Annotated in this window: 11 protein-coding genes and 1 riboswitch; of the genes, 4 read left to right on the top strand and 7 right to left on the bottom strand. The window is 71.3% G+C overall.

The annotated features are described in order from the left end of the window. Positions 1–141: 141 nt before the first annotated feature. A complete protein-coding gene (locus FHX82_RS06535; RefSeq protein ID WP_145934746.1) occupies positions 142–867 on the bottom strand; it encodes a FadR/GntR family transcriptional regulator in 726 nt (241 codons plus the stop codon). A 66-nt stretch (positions 868–933) separates the two neighbouring features. Between FHX82_RS06535 and FHX82_RS06540 the strand changes: the two genes are divergently transcribed. Next, a complete protein-coding gene (locus FHX82_RS06540) occupies positions 934–1,812 on the top strand; it encodes a proline iminopeptidase-family hydrolase (protein WP_145934747.1) in 879 nt (292 codons plus the stop codon). Further along, positions 1,809–3,203, top strand: coding sequence for an APC family permease (locus FHX82_RS06545; RefSeq protein ID WP_145934748.1), 1,395 nt, complete (start codon positions 1,809–1,811; stop codon positions 3,201–3,203). The genes FHX82_RS06540 and FHX82_RS06545 overlap by 4 nt, the downstream gene beginning before the upstream one ends. On the opposite strand, the gene cobC is transcribed toward FHX82_RS06545, so the two are convergent. Genes cobC through FHX82_RS06565 form a run of 4 tightly spaced genes read right to left on the bottom strand, consistent with a single transcriptional unit; the run spans position 3,154 to position 8,045 of the window. Beyond that, positions 3,154–4,173: an Rv2231c family histidinol phosphate aminotransferase CobC gene (gene cobC / locus FHX82_RS06550; RefSeq protein WP_145934749.1), complete on the bottom strand. Its 1,020-nt coding sequence runs from the start codon at positions 4,171–4,173 to the stop codon at positions 3,154–3,156. The two genes, FHX82_RS06545 and cobC, sit on opposite strands and share 50 nt — an antisense overlap. Then, entirely contained in the window at positions 4,166–5,494 is a 1,329-nt protein-coding gene (locus tag FHX82_RS06555) for a cobyrinic acid a,c-diamide synthase CobB (RefSeq protein ID WP_145934750.1), read from the bottom strand. The genes cobC and FHX82_RS06555 overlap by 8 nt, the downstream gene beginning before the upstream one ends. Beyond that, positions 5,488–6,102: a cob(I)yrinic acid a,c-diamide adenosyltransferase gene (gene cobO, locus FHX82_RS06560; protein ID WP_145934751.1), complete on the bottom strand. Its 615-nt coding sequence runs from the start codon at positions 6,100–6,102 to the stop codon at positions 5,488–5,490. Before cobO ends, FHX82_RS06555 begins: the two co-directional genes overlap by 7 nt. Beyond that, the gene (locus tag FHX82_RS06565) at positions 6,102–8,045 is read right to left on the bottom strand and encodes a putative cobaltochelatase (protein WP_145934752.1); all 1,944 of its coding nucleotides are present in this window, start codon (positions 8,043–8,045) and stop codon (positions 6,102–6,104) included. Before FHX82_RS06565 ends, cobO begins: the two co-directional genes overlap by 1 nt. Positions 8,046–8,068: 23 nt before the next feature. Next, a riboswitch (cobalamin riboswitch) is annotated at positions 8,069–8,178 on the bottom strand. A gap of 41 nt (positions 8,179–8,219) precedes the next feature. Between FHX82_RS06565 and cbiE the strand changes: the two genes are divergently transcribed. Together cbiE and cobM are read left to right on the top strand one after the other, a co-directional pair. Next, the gene (gene cbiE / locus FHX82_RS06570) at positions 8,220–9,398 is read left to right on the top strand and encodes a precorrin-6y C5,15-methyltransferase (decarboxylating) subunit CbiE (protein ID WP_229880522.1); all 1,179 of its coding nucleotides are present in this window, start codon (positions 8,220–8,222) and stop codon (positions 9,396–9,398) included. Continuing rightward, positions 9,395–10,159, top strand: coding sequence for a precorrin-4 C(11)-methyltransferase (gene cobM, locus FHX82_RS06575; protein ID WP_145934753.1), 765 nt, complete (start codon positions 9,395–9,397; stop codon positions 10,157–10,159). The genes cbiE and cobM overlap by 4 nt, the downstream gene beginning before the upstream one ends. 83 nt (positions 10,160–10,242) lie before the next feature. On the opposite strand, the gene FHX82_RS06580 is transcribed toward cobM, so the two are convergent. Both FHX82_RS06580 and FHX82_RS06585 read right to left on the bottom strand, forming a co-directional pair. After that, positions 10,243–12,153, bottom strand: a complete 1,911-nt coding sequence (locus FHX82_RS06580) for a S53 family peptidase (protein ID WP_145934754.1) — start codon at positions 12,151–12,153, stop codon at positions 10,243–10,245. 86 nt (positions 12,154–12,239) lie between these two features. Further along, entirely contained in the window at positions 12,240–13,307 is a 1,068-nt protein-coding gene (locus FHX82_RS06585; protein WP_145934755.1) for a cobalt-precorrin-5B (C(1))-methyltransferase, read from the bottom strand. Positions 13,308–13,315: the final 8 nt, after the last annotated feature.

Here is a 13,315-nt window from a genome sequence, read left to right on the forward strand (position 1 = left end):
TCGGCCGGGACCACCCGCGCCAGCGTGAAACCGCGCGGCCGAGCGGCTTCACCGGCCGCTCACCGACAGCACCGCCCCATCGCACTCGCCGCCGCCACAACAATCCGGCCGACCGGGCACCACCACCCCGATGGCCAGGAACTACTCCCCCGCCCGGTCGACGGCGTGCCGCAGCGCGTGTTCCGTGATCCGGAAGTGCTCGCCCGCTATGGCGGCCGCCTTGTCGGGGTCGCTCTTCGTGATCGCCTCCACGAGCGCCCGGTGCTGCGGCAGCGCCATGTCCCGCAGCGCCGGCGTGAACGGTTCGTGCGTGATACCCAGGCTCACCTGTGCCAGCAACTGCCGGCTCAGGTCCGCCAGCGACGGGTTGTGCGCGGCCGCCGCGATGCTGCGGTGCAACTCCACGTCGGCGGACCGGGCGGACGCGCCGTCGGTCGCTTCCTCGTACCGCCGCAACGCGCCCAGGATCGCCGCGTCGTCCTCCAGTGTGTGGCGCTCGGCGGCCGTCCGCGCGATCAGCGACTCGATGAGCCGCCGCAGGTCGAACAGCTCCTCGAGCTGGTCCCAGTCCTTTCCGAGCAGGTCGCGCACGGCCCCGGCCGTCCGTTCGCCCCAGTCCTGCCGCACGAACGACCCGCCGGTGCGACCACGCCGGATCTCCACGTACCCGGCCTCGCGCAGGTCCGCCAGCGCCGCCCGCACCGTCACGCGGCTGACGGCCAGCATGTCCGCCAGGTCCCGTTCCGCGGGCAACCGCTCTCCGGCCGAGTAGTCGCCGACGGCGATCGCGGCGATCAGCCGGTCCGCGACGGCTTTGGCCGCGGACACCGGCTGCACGGGCATCGACAACTCGCGCTCTTCAGACACCCGCACATCGTAAATTCCACATGAAAGGTCTGCTATTCATACCTTAGCTGGTTTACGCTGAGTCCCATGACGACCACCGGCCAAGTTCCCTTCCGCGAATACCGGACCTGGTACCGGATCACCGGCGAGCTCGGCGCCGGTGTCCCCCTCGTCGTCCTGCACGGCGGTCCCGGCTGCACCCACAACTACGTCCTGAGCCTCGCCCGGCTCGCCGGCAGCCGCCCCGTCGTCCACTACGACCAGCTCGGCTGCGGCAAATCCACCCACCTGCGCGACGCCGACCCGGGCTTCTGGACCGTCGAGCTGTTCCTCGACGAGCTCGACAACCTCCTCGCCCACCTCGGCATCGCGGGCGAGTACGACCTGCTCGGCCAGTCGTGGGGCGGGATGCTCGCCGCCGAACACGCCGTGCGCAGACCGCCCGGCCTGCGACGGCTCGTGATCGCCGACTCGCCCGCCTCCATGCAAACCTGGAGCGCGGAGGCCGGGAAGCTGCGCGCCCAGCTGCCGGACGACGTCCGCGCGGCCCTCGAACGCCACGAAGCCACCGGGGACTACGAAAACCCCGAGTACAAGGCCGCGACCGACGTCTTCTACGCCCGGCACGTGTGCCGGATCGTGCCGAACCCACCGGAGGTCCAGGCCACCAACCAGGCACTTGCCGACGATCCGACTGTCTACAATGCGATGAACGGACCCAACGAATTTCATGTTGTCGGATCGTTGCGTGACTGGACTGTCGTCGACCGGCTGCCCGCGGTCGAGGTGCCGACGCTGGTGGTCAACGGCCGCTACGACGAGGCCACCGACGAGTGCGTCCGGCCGTACGTCGAGCGGATTCCCGGCGCCCGGCACCACCGGTTCGAAAACTCCTCCCACATGCCGCACGTGGAGGAGCAGGATGCGTACCTGGCTGTGATCGGCGCATTTCTGGAGGGCGAATGAGTGAAAGCGAGTTGGGCCGGTTCGGGTACGAGCAGGAGCTGCGCCGGACGATGAGCCTGCGGGACCTCGTCGTCTACGGCATGGTCTTCATGGTCCCCATCGCCCCGTTCTCGATCTTCGGCTCGGTGTTCGACGGCTCGTCGGGCATGGTGCCGCTGACCTACGTCATCGGCTGGATCGCGATGATCTTCACCGCGGTCAGCTACCGCGAGATGTCGCGTGCCTTCCCGATCGCCGGCTCGGTCTACTCCTACGCGGGCCGCGGCATCGTCCCGTCCGCCGGGTTCCTCGCAGGCTGGGCGATCCTGCTGGACTACCTGCTCGTGCCGACGCTGCTGTACGTCGTGGGCGCGCAGGCGATGAGCAACGTCGTACCCGCCGTGCCGCAGTGGCTGTGGATCGTGCTGTTCGTCGCGCTGAACACGCTGATCAACCTGCGCGGCATCGAGACCACAGCGACCGCGAACAAGGTCTTCCTCTACGCACAGCTGCTCGTGCTGGCGGTGTTCGTGGTGCTCGCGATCATCGGCATCAGCCGTGGTTCGGGCGGCGCGCACTGGTCGGGCACGCCGTTCTTCAACTCCGCGGAGTTCTCGCCGTCGCTGGTGTTCGGGGCGCTGTCGATCGCGGTCCTGTCGTTCCTCGGTTTCGACGCGATTTCGACGATGTCCGAGGAGGTCCGCGGCGGTTCGCGCGTGATCGGCCGGGCCACGCTGCTGGCGCTGACGCTGGTCGCGGTGCTGTTCATCGTGCAGACGTACCTGGCCGCGCTGCTGGTGCCGGGCAAGACGCAGTTCGAGAGCGACGACGCCGCCAACAACGCGTTCTACGACATCTCGCACCTCATCGGCGGCCGCACGTTCGAGATCGTGGTGGCGCTGGCGGTGGCGATCGGCTCGGCGATCGCGAACTCGCTCGTCGCGCAGGCGGCGACGTCGCGGCTGCTGTTCTCGATGGCGCGCGACCGGCAGCTGCCGAAGTTCCTGCGCGACATCCACCCGACGCGCCGCGTGCCGCAGAAGGCGATCCTGCTGGTGGCCGGAATCTCCCTGGTGCTGGGCCTGTTCCTGGTCGGGCAGATCTCGCTGCTGTCGTCGCTGGTGAACTTCGGCGCGTTGTTCTCGTTCCTGCTGCTGCACGTTTCCGTCGTGTCGCACTACCTGATCCGGCGGCGGGACCGGCGCTACGGACTGCACCTCGTGGTGCCGCTGATCGGGTTCGTGGTCATCGGCTACGTGCTGGTGAACGCCGACATCCACGCGAAGGTCGGCGGGCTGGTGTGGCTCGCGATCGGCGTGGCGGTGCTGGTGTTCTTCAAGGTCACCGGCCGCTCGCCGGAGCTCACGCTGGAAGAAGGCGCGCCAGCACCCGGAGAAAAGCGGTCGTCGTAGCCTCGTCGCGGACGGCGAGACGCAGGTGGTCGCCGTCCAGGCCGGGGAAGGTGTCCCCGCGCCGGACGGCGTACCCCGCCTCGCGGAGGCGTGCACGGATCCGTTGCGCGCCAGGAATTTTCACGAGAACGAACGGGGCGCGTGGCTCGCCCACCACCTCCACGCCGAGCTCCCGGAGCCCGGCGACGAGTCGTTCCCGGTCCCGTTCGGCGGCCACGGCCAGCTTGTCGGCCTCGTCGAGCGCGGCCGGACGGCAGCAGGCGACGACGGCCCGCGCGGCGAGCGTCGAGACCGACCACGGCGGCTGAACTGCCTTCAGCCGCCGCACCAGGTCCGGCTCGGCGAGCAGGTAGCCGGCGCGCAGGCCCGCGATCCCCCACGTCTTCGTGAGGCTGCGGAGGACGACGAGCCCGGAAAGCGCTTTCTCGGCCAGTGCCTCGGGCTCGCCCGGGATCGCGTCGAGGAACGCCTCGTCGACCACGACCACGCGCCCAGGGCGCAGCAGGGCTGCCAGCTTCGCGGCCGGGTGCAATGTCGACGTGGGGTTTGTAGGATTGCCGACAATCACCAAATCCGCGTCGTCGGGAATCAGATCCGCCTCAAGTTGACAATCCGACTTTAGGATTAGCCGACGTGGCTCGTTGCCGACGGCCCTCAGTGCGGCCTCGGGCTCGGTGAACTGCGGGTGCACCACGACGGCGTTCCGATCGCGGAAAGCCGTGGCCAGCAGGGTGAACGCCTCCGCAGCGCCTGCCGTCACCAGCACCTCGTCCGGCCTGCGTCCGTGCCGCTGTGCGACCGCCGCCGTCGCGGCTGTCGGATCCGGATAGGCGGCCAGGTCGGCGACAGCCTCCCGCAGCTCGCGCTGCAACCACTCCGGCGGTGCGGGCAGGCGCACGTTCACGGCCAGGTCGACCAGGCCCTCGCCGACCTCCCGGTCGCCGTGGTGGTGCAGGTCGTAGTCACTCATAGCGGTGCACCGCGTCCGCGAAACGGCGCGCCAGCGACGGGTGCCCGGCCCAGTGGACGTGCAGGTAGGACGCGTGCAACGTCGGCGTGGCGAAGCCCTCCGCGCTGCCGTCCCACTCCCAGGCCGGATTCGCGCCGTGCCGCGGCAGGACTTCCGTGCGATGGAACTCGTGCCCGGTGACCCGGCTTCCGGCGTCGCCCAGGAGGTGCGCGGCCGGGGCCACGGCTCGACGGTATCCGAGCGCGCCGCGCTTTCTCATGTGCGCGGTCGCGTCGAGCGCTCCGACCATCGGCTGTCCGTCCAGCTCGCGGCACAGGTACAGCAGCCCGGCGCATTCCGCGACCACCGGCATTCCACTGTGGACAGCGGACGCGATCTCCTCGCGCAACGGGACGTTCGCGGACAGCTCCTCGACGTGCACCTCGGGAAAGCCGCCCCCGAAGTACAGCCCGGCGCATCCCTCCGGCAATGCCTTGTCCCGCAACGGATCCACATCCACGACATCGATACCGTGCGCCGACAGCAGTTCCACCGTCTCGGTGTAGCGGAACGTGAACGCCTCGCCCGCCGCCGCGGCGACCACCTTGCGCGGACCCTCCCACGAGACCGGCGGAGACCACGGCCGACCGCTCAGCCGCGAAGCTCCCCGCGCCACCCCCACGACGGCGTCCAGGTCCACTCCGGCCGCCACCCACGCCGCGAGGTGCGGCAACAGCCGCTGCGACTCCGCCGCCCGCTCCGCCACCGGCACCAGCCCGAGATGACGGCTCGGCGCGTGGATGTCGTCGGTGCGGCGCAGCGCACCCAGGACCGGAATCCGGGTGGGCGCGATCGCCGAGCGGATCTCGTCCTCGTGCCGCTGCGAGCCGAGCTTGTTGAGGATCACCCCGGCGAGTTCGACGCGTGGGTCGTACTTCGCGAAGCCCAGCACCGTGGCCGCGACGCTACGGCTCGCCGCGCTCGCGTCCACCACGAGAACCACCGGCGCGTCCAGCAGCCGCGCGACGTGAGCCGTCGAGGCGAACCCCTCGGTGCCGAGCGCGCCGTCGAACAGGCCCATCACGCCCTCGATCACCGCGAGCTCGCCGGCGCCGTGCAGCAACAGCGGCACGAGCAGTTCTTCGCTCTGCAGAAAGGGATCCAGGTTGCGCGGCGGCCTGCCGGTGGCCAGCGCGTGGTAGCTCGGGTCGATGAAGTCCGGCCCCACCTTGTGCCCGGACACGTCGATCCCGCGGGCCTTCAGCGCCGCCATCAGCCCGGCCGCGACGGTGGTCTTGCCGTGTCCCGAGCCCGGAGCCGCGATGACGACCCTGGCTACCATTCGATCCCCCGCTGGCCCTTCTGCCCGGCGTCCATGGGGTGCTTGACCTTCGTCATCTCGACGACCAGATCCGCGGCCTCGACCAGCTCCGGTGGCGCGTCACGACCGGTTACCACGACGTGCTGGCGGCCGGTGCGGTTCCGGATCGCCTCGACCACGTCGGCGACCTCGATCCAGCCCCACTTCAGGGGGTAGGTGAACTCGTCGAGCACGTAGAAGTCGTGGCGCTCCTCGGCGAGCCGCCGCTTGATCTCCGCCCAGCCTTCGCGCGCGTTGGCGGCGTGGTCCTCTTCGGACCCCGCCTTGCGCGACCAGCTCCAGCCCTCGCCCATCTTGTGCCACTCGACGGGCCCGCCCTGGCCCGTACTCTCGTGCAACTCGCCGAGAGCCTTGAAAGCGCTTTCCTCGCCCACGCGCCACTTCGCGGACTTGACGAACTGGAACACCCCGATCGACCAGCCTTGGTTCCACGCCCGCAGCGCCATGCCGAACGCTGCCGTCGACTTGCCCTTCATCGGTCCGGTGTGGACAGCGAAGATCGGGCGGTTGCGACGCTGGCGCGTGGTGAGACCGTCTTCCGGCACGACCTCCGGCTTGCCCTGCGGCATCAGGCGGCCCTCCCCAGGCGCGACTTCACGGCGCTGGTCAGCGAATCCGCGGCCACCTCACCCAGCGGCACGTGCTCCGCGCCCAGATGCTCCGCCAGTTCCGCCGCGAGCCCGAGCCGCATCCGGCCGGACTCGCAGTCCATCACCACCGCCGTGACCCCGGCCAGCAGCTCGGCCGCGGCCTGCGAGCGGCGCACCGCGTCGGGTCCACTGGTGGCGCGGCCGTCGGTGACGACGACCAGCAGCGGACGCCGCCGTGGGTCGCGCAACTCCTCCACCCGCAGCACGCGCGCGGCTTCGAGCAGCCCTTCCGCCAGCGGAGTCCGGCCGCCTGTCGGCAGCGCCTCCAGCCGCGCCGCCGCGGCTTCGACGCTGATCGTCGGCGGCAGCGCGAGCTCCGCACCCTGCGCCCGGAACGTGACCAGCCCGACCTTGTCCCGCCGCTGGTACGCGTCCAGCAGCAGCGACAGCACTGCGGTCTTCACCTCGCGCATCCGTGAGCGGGCTCCCATCGAGCCGGACGCGTCCACGCAGAACAGGACCAGGTTGCCCTCATTGCCCTCGCGCCGGGCGTAGCGGAGATCACCCTTGCGCAGCACCAATCCCGGACCCGAGCGACCGCGATCACGTTGGTGCGGCGCCGCCGAGCGCAGCGTCGCGACGAGGTGCGGCTTTCCTGCGCGGACGCTCGCGGGCTGGACACCGATCGTCCGCCCTGCCTCAGTGATGGCGCGTGAGCGCCGCCCGCGTTCGCCCTCGCCGACTCCGGCGACGCGGAACAGCCTGGCCTTGAACGGTTTTCCCGATCCGGTCCGCTGTTCACCGCCGCCCTGCTGACCGGCCGCCGGAGTCTGCCCACCGTCGCCTTCAGGCTGAGCTTCCGACGGCGCCTCCGAACCCGAACCGGGACCGTCGTCCTCCGGCCCGGGCTCCGGCGGTTCGGCGTCACGCAGCGCCTGCTCCAGCTGCTCCTCGTCGATTCCCGGCGCGTCGAACGGGTTGCGGCGGCGCCGGTGTGGCAACGCCAGCCGCGCGGCAACCCGAACGTCCTCAGTGGACACTTCGGTGCGTCCCGCCCACGCCGCGTGCGCGACGGCCGTCCGCGCGGTGACGATGTCCGCCCGCATTCCGTCCACATCGAACGACGCGCACACCTCCGCGATCTGCCGCAACGCGTCGTCGGTCAGTTCCACCGACGGAAGAAGCTTCTGCGCCGCCTGGATTTCCGAAGCCAGCGCGGCGTCCTCGTCGGCATAGCGCGCGGCGAAGACGTCCGGATCCGCCTCGTACGCCAGCCGCCGCCGGATCACCTCGGCGCGCTGCTCCGGGTCGCGGCTGGACGCGACCTCGACGGTGAGCCCGAACCGGTCGAGCAGCTGCGGCCGCAGCTCACCCTCCTCCGGGTTCATGGTGCCGATGAGCACGAACCGCGCGGCGTGCGAAACGGACACGCCCTCGCGCTCGACGGTCGCGCGGCCCATCGCCGCCGCGTCGAGCAGCGTGTCGACGAGGTGGTCGTGCAGAAGGTTGACCTCGTCCACGTACAACAGGCCGCGGTGCGCCGCGGCGAGCAGGCCGGGCTGGTAGTCGGTGACGCCCTCCGAGAGCGCGCGTTCGAGGTTGAGCGAACCGACCACGCGGTCCTCGGCCGCGCCGACGGGCAGTTCGACCAGGCGCGCGGGACGCCGGGTGGCGGTGGCACCGGTGTGCGGACCGTCGGGGCAGGCCGGGTCCGGCCGCGCGGGGTCGCACGAGAACCGGCAGCCCTCGACGACGTCGACCTCGGGCAGCAGCCCGGCGAGCGCACGGACCATCGTGGACTTCGCGGTGCCCTTCTCGCCACGCACGAGCACCCCGCCGATGGCGGGCGAGATGGCGGAAAGCACCAGCGCGAGCCGCAGATCCGGCATCCCGACGACAGCGGTGAACGGATACGGCCTCAACAGGACTCCTTCGCCACTCGCGGGTGTCCTCGCCCGCTCGGTACAGGGCAACGCAACGGGCGCCGAAGCTCTGGCTCCCGGCCACGAGGACCGGTCACAGTGGCGGGACCGCCCCGGATTCGCACCGGGTTCCACGACAGCCGTCTCCGGCATCATCGCATACGGTTCTACGGCGTGACGATTGTTGTGGTGGGCATCGGTGCGGACGGGTGGGCCGGGCTGCCCGAGCCCGCGAGAGCCGAACTGACCGCATGCGACGTGCTGTTCGGTTCCGCCCGCCAGCTCGACCTCGTGCCGCTCGACCTGCCGAAACACCCCTGGCCGAGCCCGCTGCTACCCGCGCTCGAAGAGCTGCTGTCCGGGCACGAGGGCCGCCGGTTCGGGGTGCTCGCGAGCGGGGATCCGCTGCTGTCGGGCATCGGCACGACGCTGGTGAAGCGGTTCGGCGACGTGCGGATCGTGCCCGCGGTGTCTTCGGTCACGCTCGCGCGGGCGCGGCTCGGCTGGTCGGCGGAGGAGACCGAGGTTGTCAGCGTCGTGGGCCGCAACGTGCACCGCGTGACGCGGGCGCTCGCGCCGGGCGCACGGGTACTGGTGCTCAGCTCGGACGCGTCGACCCCGGCAGCGATCGCGGAACTGCTGACTCAGCGGGGGTTCGGGGAGAGCAAGCTCACCGTCCTGGAGCAGCTGGGTGGTGCCGAGCGCCGCGTCGACGGCGTGGCGCGGACGTGGTCGACGAATGTCGACGCGCGGATTGTCGACCCGTTGAATGTCGTCGCGATCGATTGTTCTGGAATCGGATTGTCAACAATGCCCGGGTTGCCGGATGAGACTTTCGAGCACGACGGCCAGCTGACGAAACGCGACCTGCGGGCGTCCGCGCTGGCCCGGCTCGGGCCCGTGCCCGGGCAGCTGCTGTGGGACGTCGGGGCGGGAGCGGGCAGTGTCGCGATCGAGTGGTCGCGGGCGCATCCGCGGAACCGGGCGATCGCGGTCGAACGGGACTCCGAACGCGCCGCCCGGATCGGGCGCAACGCCGAGCGACTCGGCGTGCCCGATCTGCGGGTGGTGACCGGTGCCGCGCCGGAAGCCCTGGAAGGACTGCCCGCGCCCGACGCCGTGTTCCTCGGCGGTGGCCTTTCCGCGCTGGACGTCTGCCGTGAGGCGCTGCGGCCCGGCGGCCGGCTCGTCGCACACGCGGTGACGCTGGAGTCGGAGCAGGTCCTCGCGGACGCCTACCGGCAGCACGGCGGGGAGCTGGTCCGGCTCGCCGTCGAGCACGCCGCCCCGCTCGGCAGGTTCACCGGCTGGACGCCGGCCCGGACCGTGACGCAATGGAGCTACCAGAAATGACCGTGTTCTTCATCGGCGCCGGCCCCGGCGCGGCGGACCTCATCACAGTGCGGGGCCGCGACCTGCTCGCGCGCTGCGCGGTCTGCCTCTACCCCGGCAGCCTCACGCCGCCCGACCTGCTGGCGCACTGCCCGCCCGGCGCGAAGCGGATCGACACCGCGGACCTGTCAGTGGACCAGATCGTCGGCGAGCTGGTGGCGGCGGACCGTGCCGGGCACGACGTGGCGCGCCTGTGCTCGGGCGACCCGTCGATCTACAGCGCGGTGGCGGAACAGATGCGGCGCCTCGACGCGGCGGACGTGCGGTACGAGGTGGTGCCGGGCGTGCCCGCGTTCGCCGCGGCGGCCGCCGAACTGGGGCGCGAGCTGACCGTGCCCACGGTCGGGCAGAGCCTCGTCATCACGCGCGTGCAGGCGCGGTCCACGGCGATGCCACCGGGCGAGGAGCTGGCGACGTTCGCCGCCAGCGGGACGACCCTCGCGCTGCACCTGGCGATCAACCGGGTGGAGCAGGTGGTCGAGGAGCTGCTGCCGCACTACGGCGCCGACTGCCCCGTCGCGGTCGTGCACCTCGCTTCCCAGCCGGGGCAACAAATCCTGCGCGGAACGCTCGCCGGAATCGCACAACAGGTCCGCGCCGCGGAAATCACGCGGGCGGCGGTCATCTTCGTCGGCCGCGTGCTGGCCGCCGAGAATTTTCCGGACAGCTACCTGTATTCCGCGGCCCGGGACCGGTCGGAAAAACTCCGCGGTCTCGAGTGAGGCCGGAGGTGTAGCCGCACCACCGCTGAAACCGTCCGGCGCGGTCGGACGGCCCTTCCTCAGCCCGGGGTCCGCTCTGCTCGTCACCTGCCGTGCAGTGGCCGGAACGAGTCGATCAGTTCGCGGGTCGGGGAGCCCAGTCCGGTCGCGGTGTCGTAGCCGGGCCCCGATTCCAGGTCGCTCAGCCCGAGTTGTCCCGGGGTGACGAGCTCGACGGCTCCGCGATCGACGACGGCGAAGGTGACGGTGTCCGGTGTCCCGGCGGGGTTGTCGTGGATCTCGTGGAAACGACCGCCGCCGTGCCGGGCGTACAGCGCCGGATTGGCGAAACCGAGCGGGCCGCGTTCCTGCACGAGCAGAGCCGCGATACCGGCGAACAGGGGCGTGGCCAGGCTCGTGCCCCCGCCGTATTCCACGGTGTAGGCCACGTTGCCGTGGATGTCGCGTTCGGTCTCGCCGACGAGCAGGCCCAGGTCGGGGTCGGCGAGCGCGGACACGTCGGGGATGGTGCGCATCGGCGGGCTGCCGGCGAACCGTGACGCCACGACGCCGTTCTGGTAGGCGGGTTGCGGAAAGACCGTGCTGGTGCCGCCGCCGGTGGCCTTGCCCTGGTCACCGGGCGGTTCGGGATCCCAGCCCGTGCCGTCCTCGGACAACGACGACTTGTAGGTCGCCCAACCGATCTCCCACAGGTACTTGTTCCCCTCGCCCAGCGCCAGCGTCGTGCCGCCCACGGCGGTGACCCAGGGGCTGGACGCCGGGTACTCCACGGTGCGCGCTCCGTCGATGACACTGCCCCCGGAATCGCCGCTGGCGAAGGCGAACGTGATGCCTTCGACCGCCCCTTCCTGGAACAGGCGCTCGTACTCGGCGATCGCCTCGGGCGCCGCCCCGGGCGTGTAGCCGGAGATGATCGAACCCGACACCACATCCGCCAGGTGCCGGTCCACGATCTGCGCGACCGAGTCCAGCACCGAATCCCCCAGCCGGGACGCCGAACCCACGACGAAGGCGATGTTCGCCTCCGGCGCCATCGCGTGCGCGCCCTGGACGTCCATGGTGAACTCGCCGCTGATCTGCTCGGCGGGGGCGTCGGCCGGGACATACGCGGTGAACTGCCCCGGTGCGAACGCGGGCTCCCCGTGTTCGGTGGCGAAGCGGTTCGTGTCCGACAGTGCGTTGACCTCGTTGTACACGGAGACGATGCCGATGGTCACACCCTTGCCGGTCAGCCCGGTCCCGGTGATCCCGTAGGCGTCACGCACCTGTTTCGGCGTGTAGCCGCACGGCGCCCACTGGCTGACGTGGCCGTAGGCGGGCGGCAGGTCGGTGGCCGGGGCCGCGCCGAAATACGCGGGACAGGGACTGGCCGGTGTAGCCGCTGTCTTCCGCGTCACGGCAGCGCTGGGGCTGCCCGGGAACGACGGTTTCCCGGTCGCGACGGTGAGCCCGGTGATGGTGAGGACGTCACGGGCCACGGCGGCGGGCACCGTGACCGGGTCCTTCGCCGCGCGGTAAGGGACGAACTGGAAGGTGTAGTTCTCGAACCGCGTGCCGAACGCGGTGGCCGCCTGGGAGACGGTGCCGTGCACGACGACGGCACGCGAGCTGATGTCCACGATCGACAGCCCCGTCCCGCGCAACCACGCGGTGACGGCGTCGATGCGGTCCGGGGTGGGGCCGAAGCGTGCGCGTGTCTGCTCGGGTGTCAGGTAGTGGCCGTAGCGCGGGTCCGCCGGATCGGACACCGCCCGCGCGTAGTCGGCCAGTCCCCGGGCGTTGCCGGTGAGGAACACCTGGGCGGTGATCTGCGTGGACGGATCGGTCGGTCCGGTGTCCGTCCCCTCGTGGACCACCTCGTCGGCCCAGGTGTCCGTCAGGTGGGCCACGGGCACCCGATCGGGCTCGTCCGCCTGGGCGGTCACCCCAGCCAGGACGGTGGCCGTGACGAGGAGAAAGCCCGTCACGGTCTGGAGATGACGCTTCTTCCGCATATCGCTCCTTCGGGCGAGAACACTGCATCCCTGCAGACGCCCCCGAGAGCGGGTTGTTGCCGCGCGGCACCGTCCGGACCTCCGGATCAGCCCGATCGGGCCGATCCGGGCTGACCCGCCCGTCCGACGATCGTCCCGGCGCGGTCGACCACCACGACGTCCACCGCCACCGGGGCGGGGGTCAGTACCTCCGCCGCGACCTCCCGGGCCTTCGACGCCACCAGGTCGCCCAGTGGCAGGCCCGCCGTCTGGGCCAGCTCCAGTGCGTGCAGCGCCGTGTTCGCCGCGAGGATCTCGTCGCCCACCGCGGGGGCCAGTGACGCCAGCAGCCGCAGGTCGACCTGTGACCGTTTCGAGTGCAGGTCCAGGTGTCCGGCCGCGAGCTTCGAGAACTTCGCGAACCCGCCGGCCAGCGTCAGCCGTGGCACGGGGTGGCGCCGCAGGTACTTCAGCACCGCTCCCGCGAAGTCCCCCATGTCCAGCAGCGCGCTCTCCGGCAGCCCGTACAGCTCGGCCACCACCCGCTCCGACGTGCTCCCCGTCGCGCCCGCCACGTGCTCGTGCCCCATCGCCCGCGCCACGTCCACCCCGCGCCGGATGCTGTCGATCCACGCCGAGCACGAGTACGGCACCACCACGCCCGTCGTGCCCAGCACGGACAGGCCGCCGAGGATGCCGAGCCGCGGGTTCCACGTCTGCCGCGCGATCTCCTCGCCGTCGGGGATCGAGATCTCCACCACGACGTCCCCGCTGTGACCGTGCTCGGCGGCGACCCGCTCGACCGCCTCCGTCATCAGCCGCCGCGGCACGGGGTTGATCGCGGGCTCGCCGATCGCCAGCGGCAACCCCGGCCGCGTCACCGTGCCAACGCCTTCGCCCGCCAGGAACGTCACCCCGCTCCCCGGCTCCCCGCGCGACACCGTGGACAGGATCAGCGCGCCGTGCGTGACGTCCGGATCGTCCCCCGCGTCCTTGATCACCCCGGCCGTCGCTGACCCGTCGCCGAGCCGCTCCGTCGCCAGCGCGAAAGCCGGGCGCCGGTCCTTCGGCAGCCGGACCTCGACCGGGTCGGGGAACTCGCCCGTGAGCAGCGCCGTGTACGCGGCTGTCGTCGCCGCGGTCGCGCACGCCCCCGTGGTCCACCCGTACCGCATGAACAGGG

The sequence above is a fragment of the Amycolatopsis bartoniae genome, assembly GCF_014191255.1.
Classification (GTDB): Bacteria; Actinomycetota; Actinomycetes; order Mycobacteriales; family Pseudonocardiaceae; genus Amycolatopsis_E; species Amycolatopsis_E bartoniae.

Bases quoted from the DNA above. Each gene is read 5' to 3' on its own strand.
- FHX82_RS06540 (WP_145934747.1), top strand. From the start codon at position 934: ATGACGACCACCGGCCAAGTTCCCTTCCGCGAATACCGGACCTGGTAC.
- FHX82_RS06545 (WP_145934748.1), top strand. From the start codon at position 1,809: ATGAGTGAAAGCGAGTTGGGCCGGTTCGGGTACGAGCAGGAGCTGCGC.
- cobC (WP_145934749.1), bottom strand. From the start codon at position 4,173: ATGAGTGACTACGACCTGCACCACCACGGCGACCGGGAGGTCGGCGAG.
- FHX82_RS06555 (WP_145934750.1), bottom strand. From the start codon at position 5,494: ATGGTAGCCAGGGTCGTCATCGCGGCTCCGGGCTCGGGACACGGCAAG.
- cobO (WP_145934751.1), bottom strand. From the start codon at position 6,102: ATGCCGCAGGGCAAGCCGGAGGTCGTGCCGGAAGACGGTCTCACCACG.
- cobM (WP_145934753.1), top strand. From the start codon at position 9,395: ATGACCGTGTTCTTCATCGGCGCCGGCCCCGGCGCGGCGGACCTCATC.
- FHX82_RS06580 (WP_145934754.1), bottom strand. From the start codon at position 12,153: ATGCGGAAGAAGCGTCATCTCCAGACCGTGACGGGCTTTCTCCTCGTC.
- FHX82_RS06585 (WP_145934755.1), bottom strand. From the start codon at position 13,307: ATGCGGTACGGGTGGACCACGGGGGCGTGCGCGACCGCGGCGACGACA.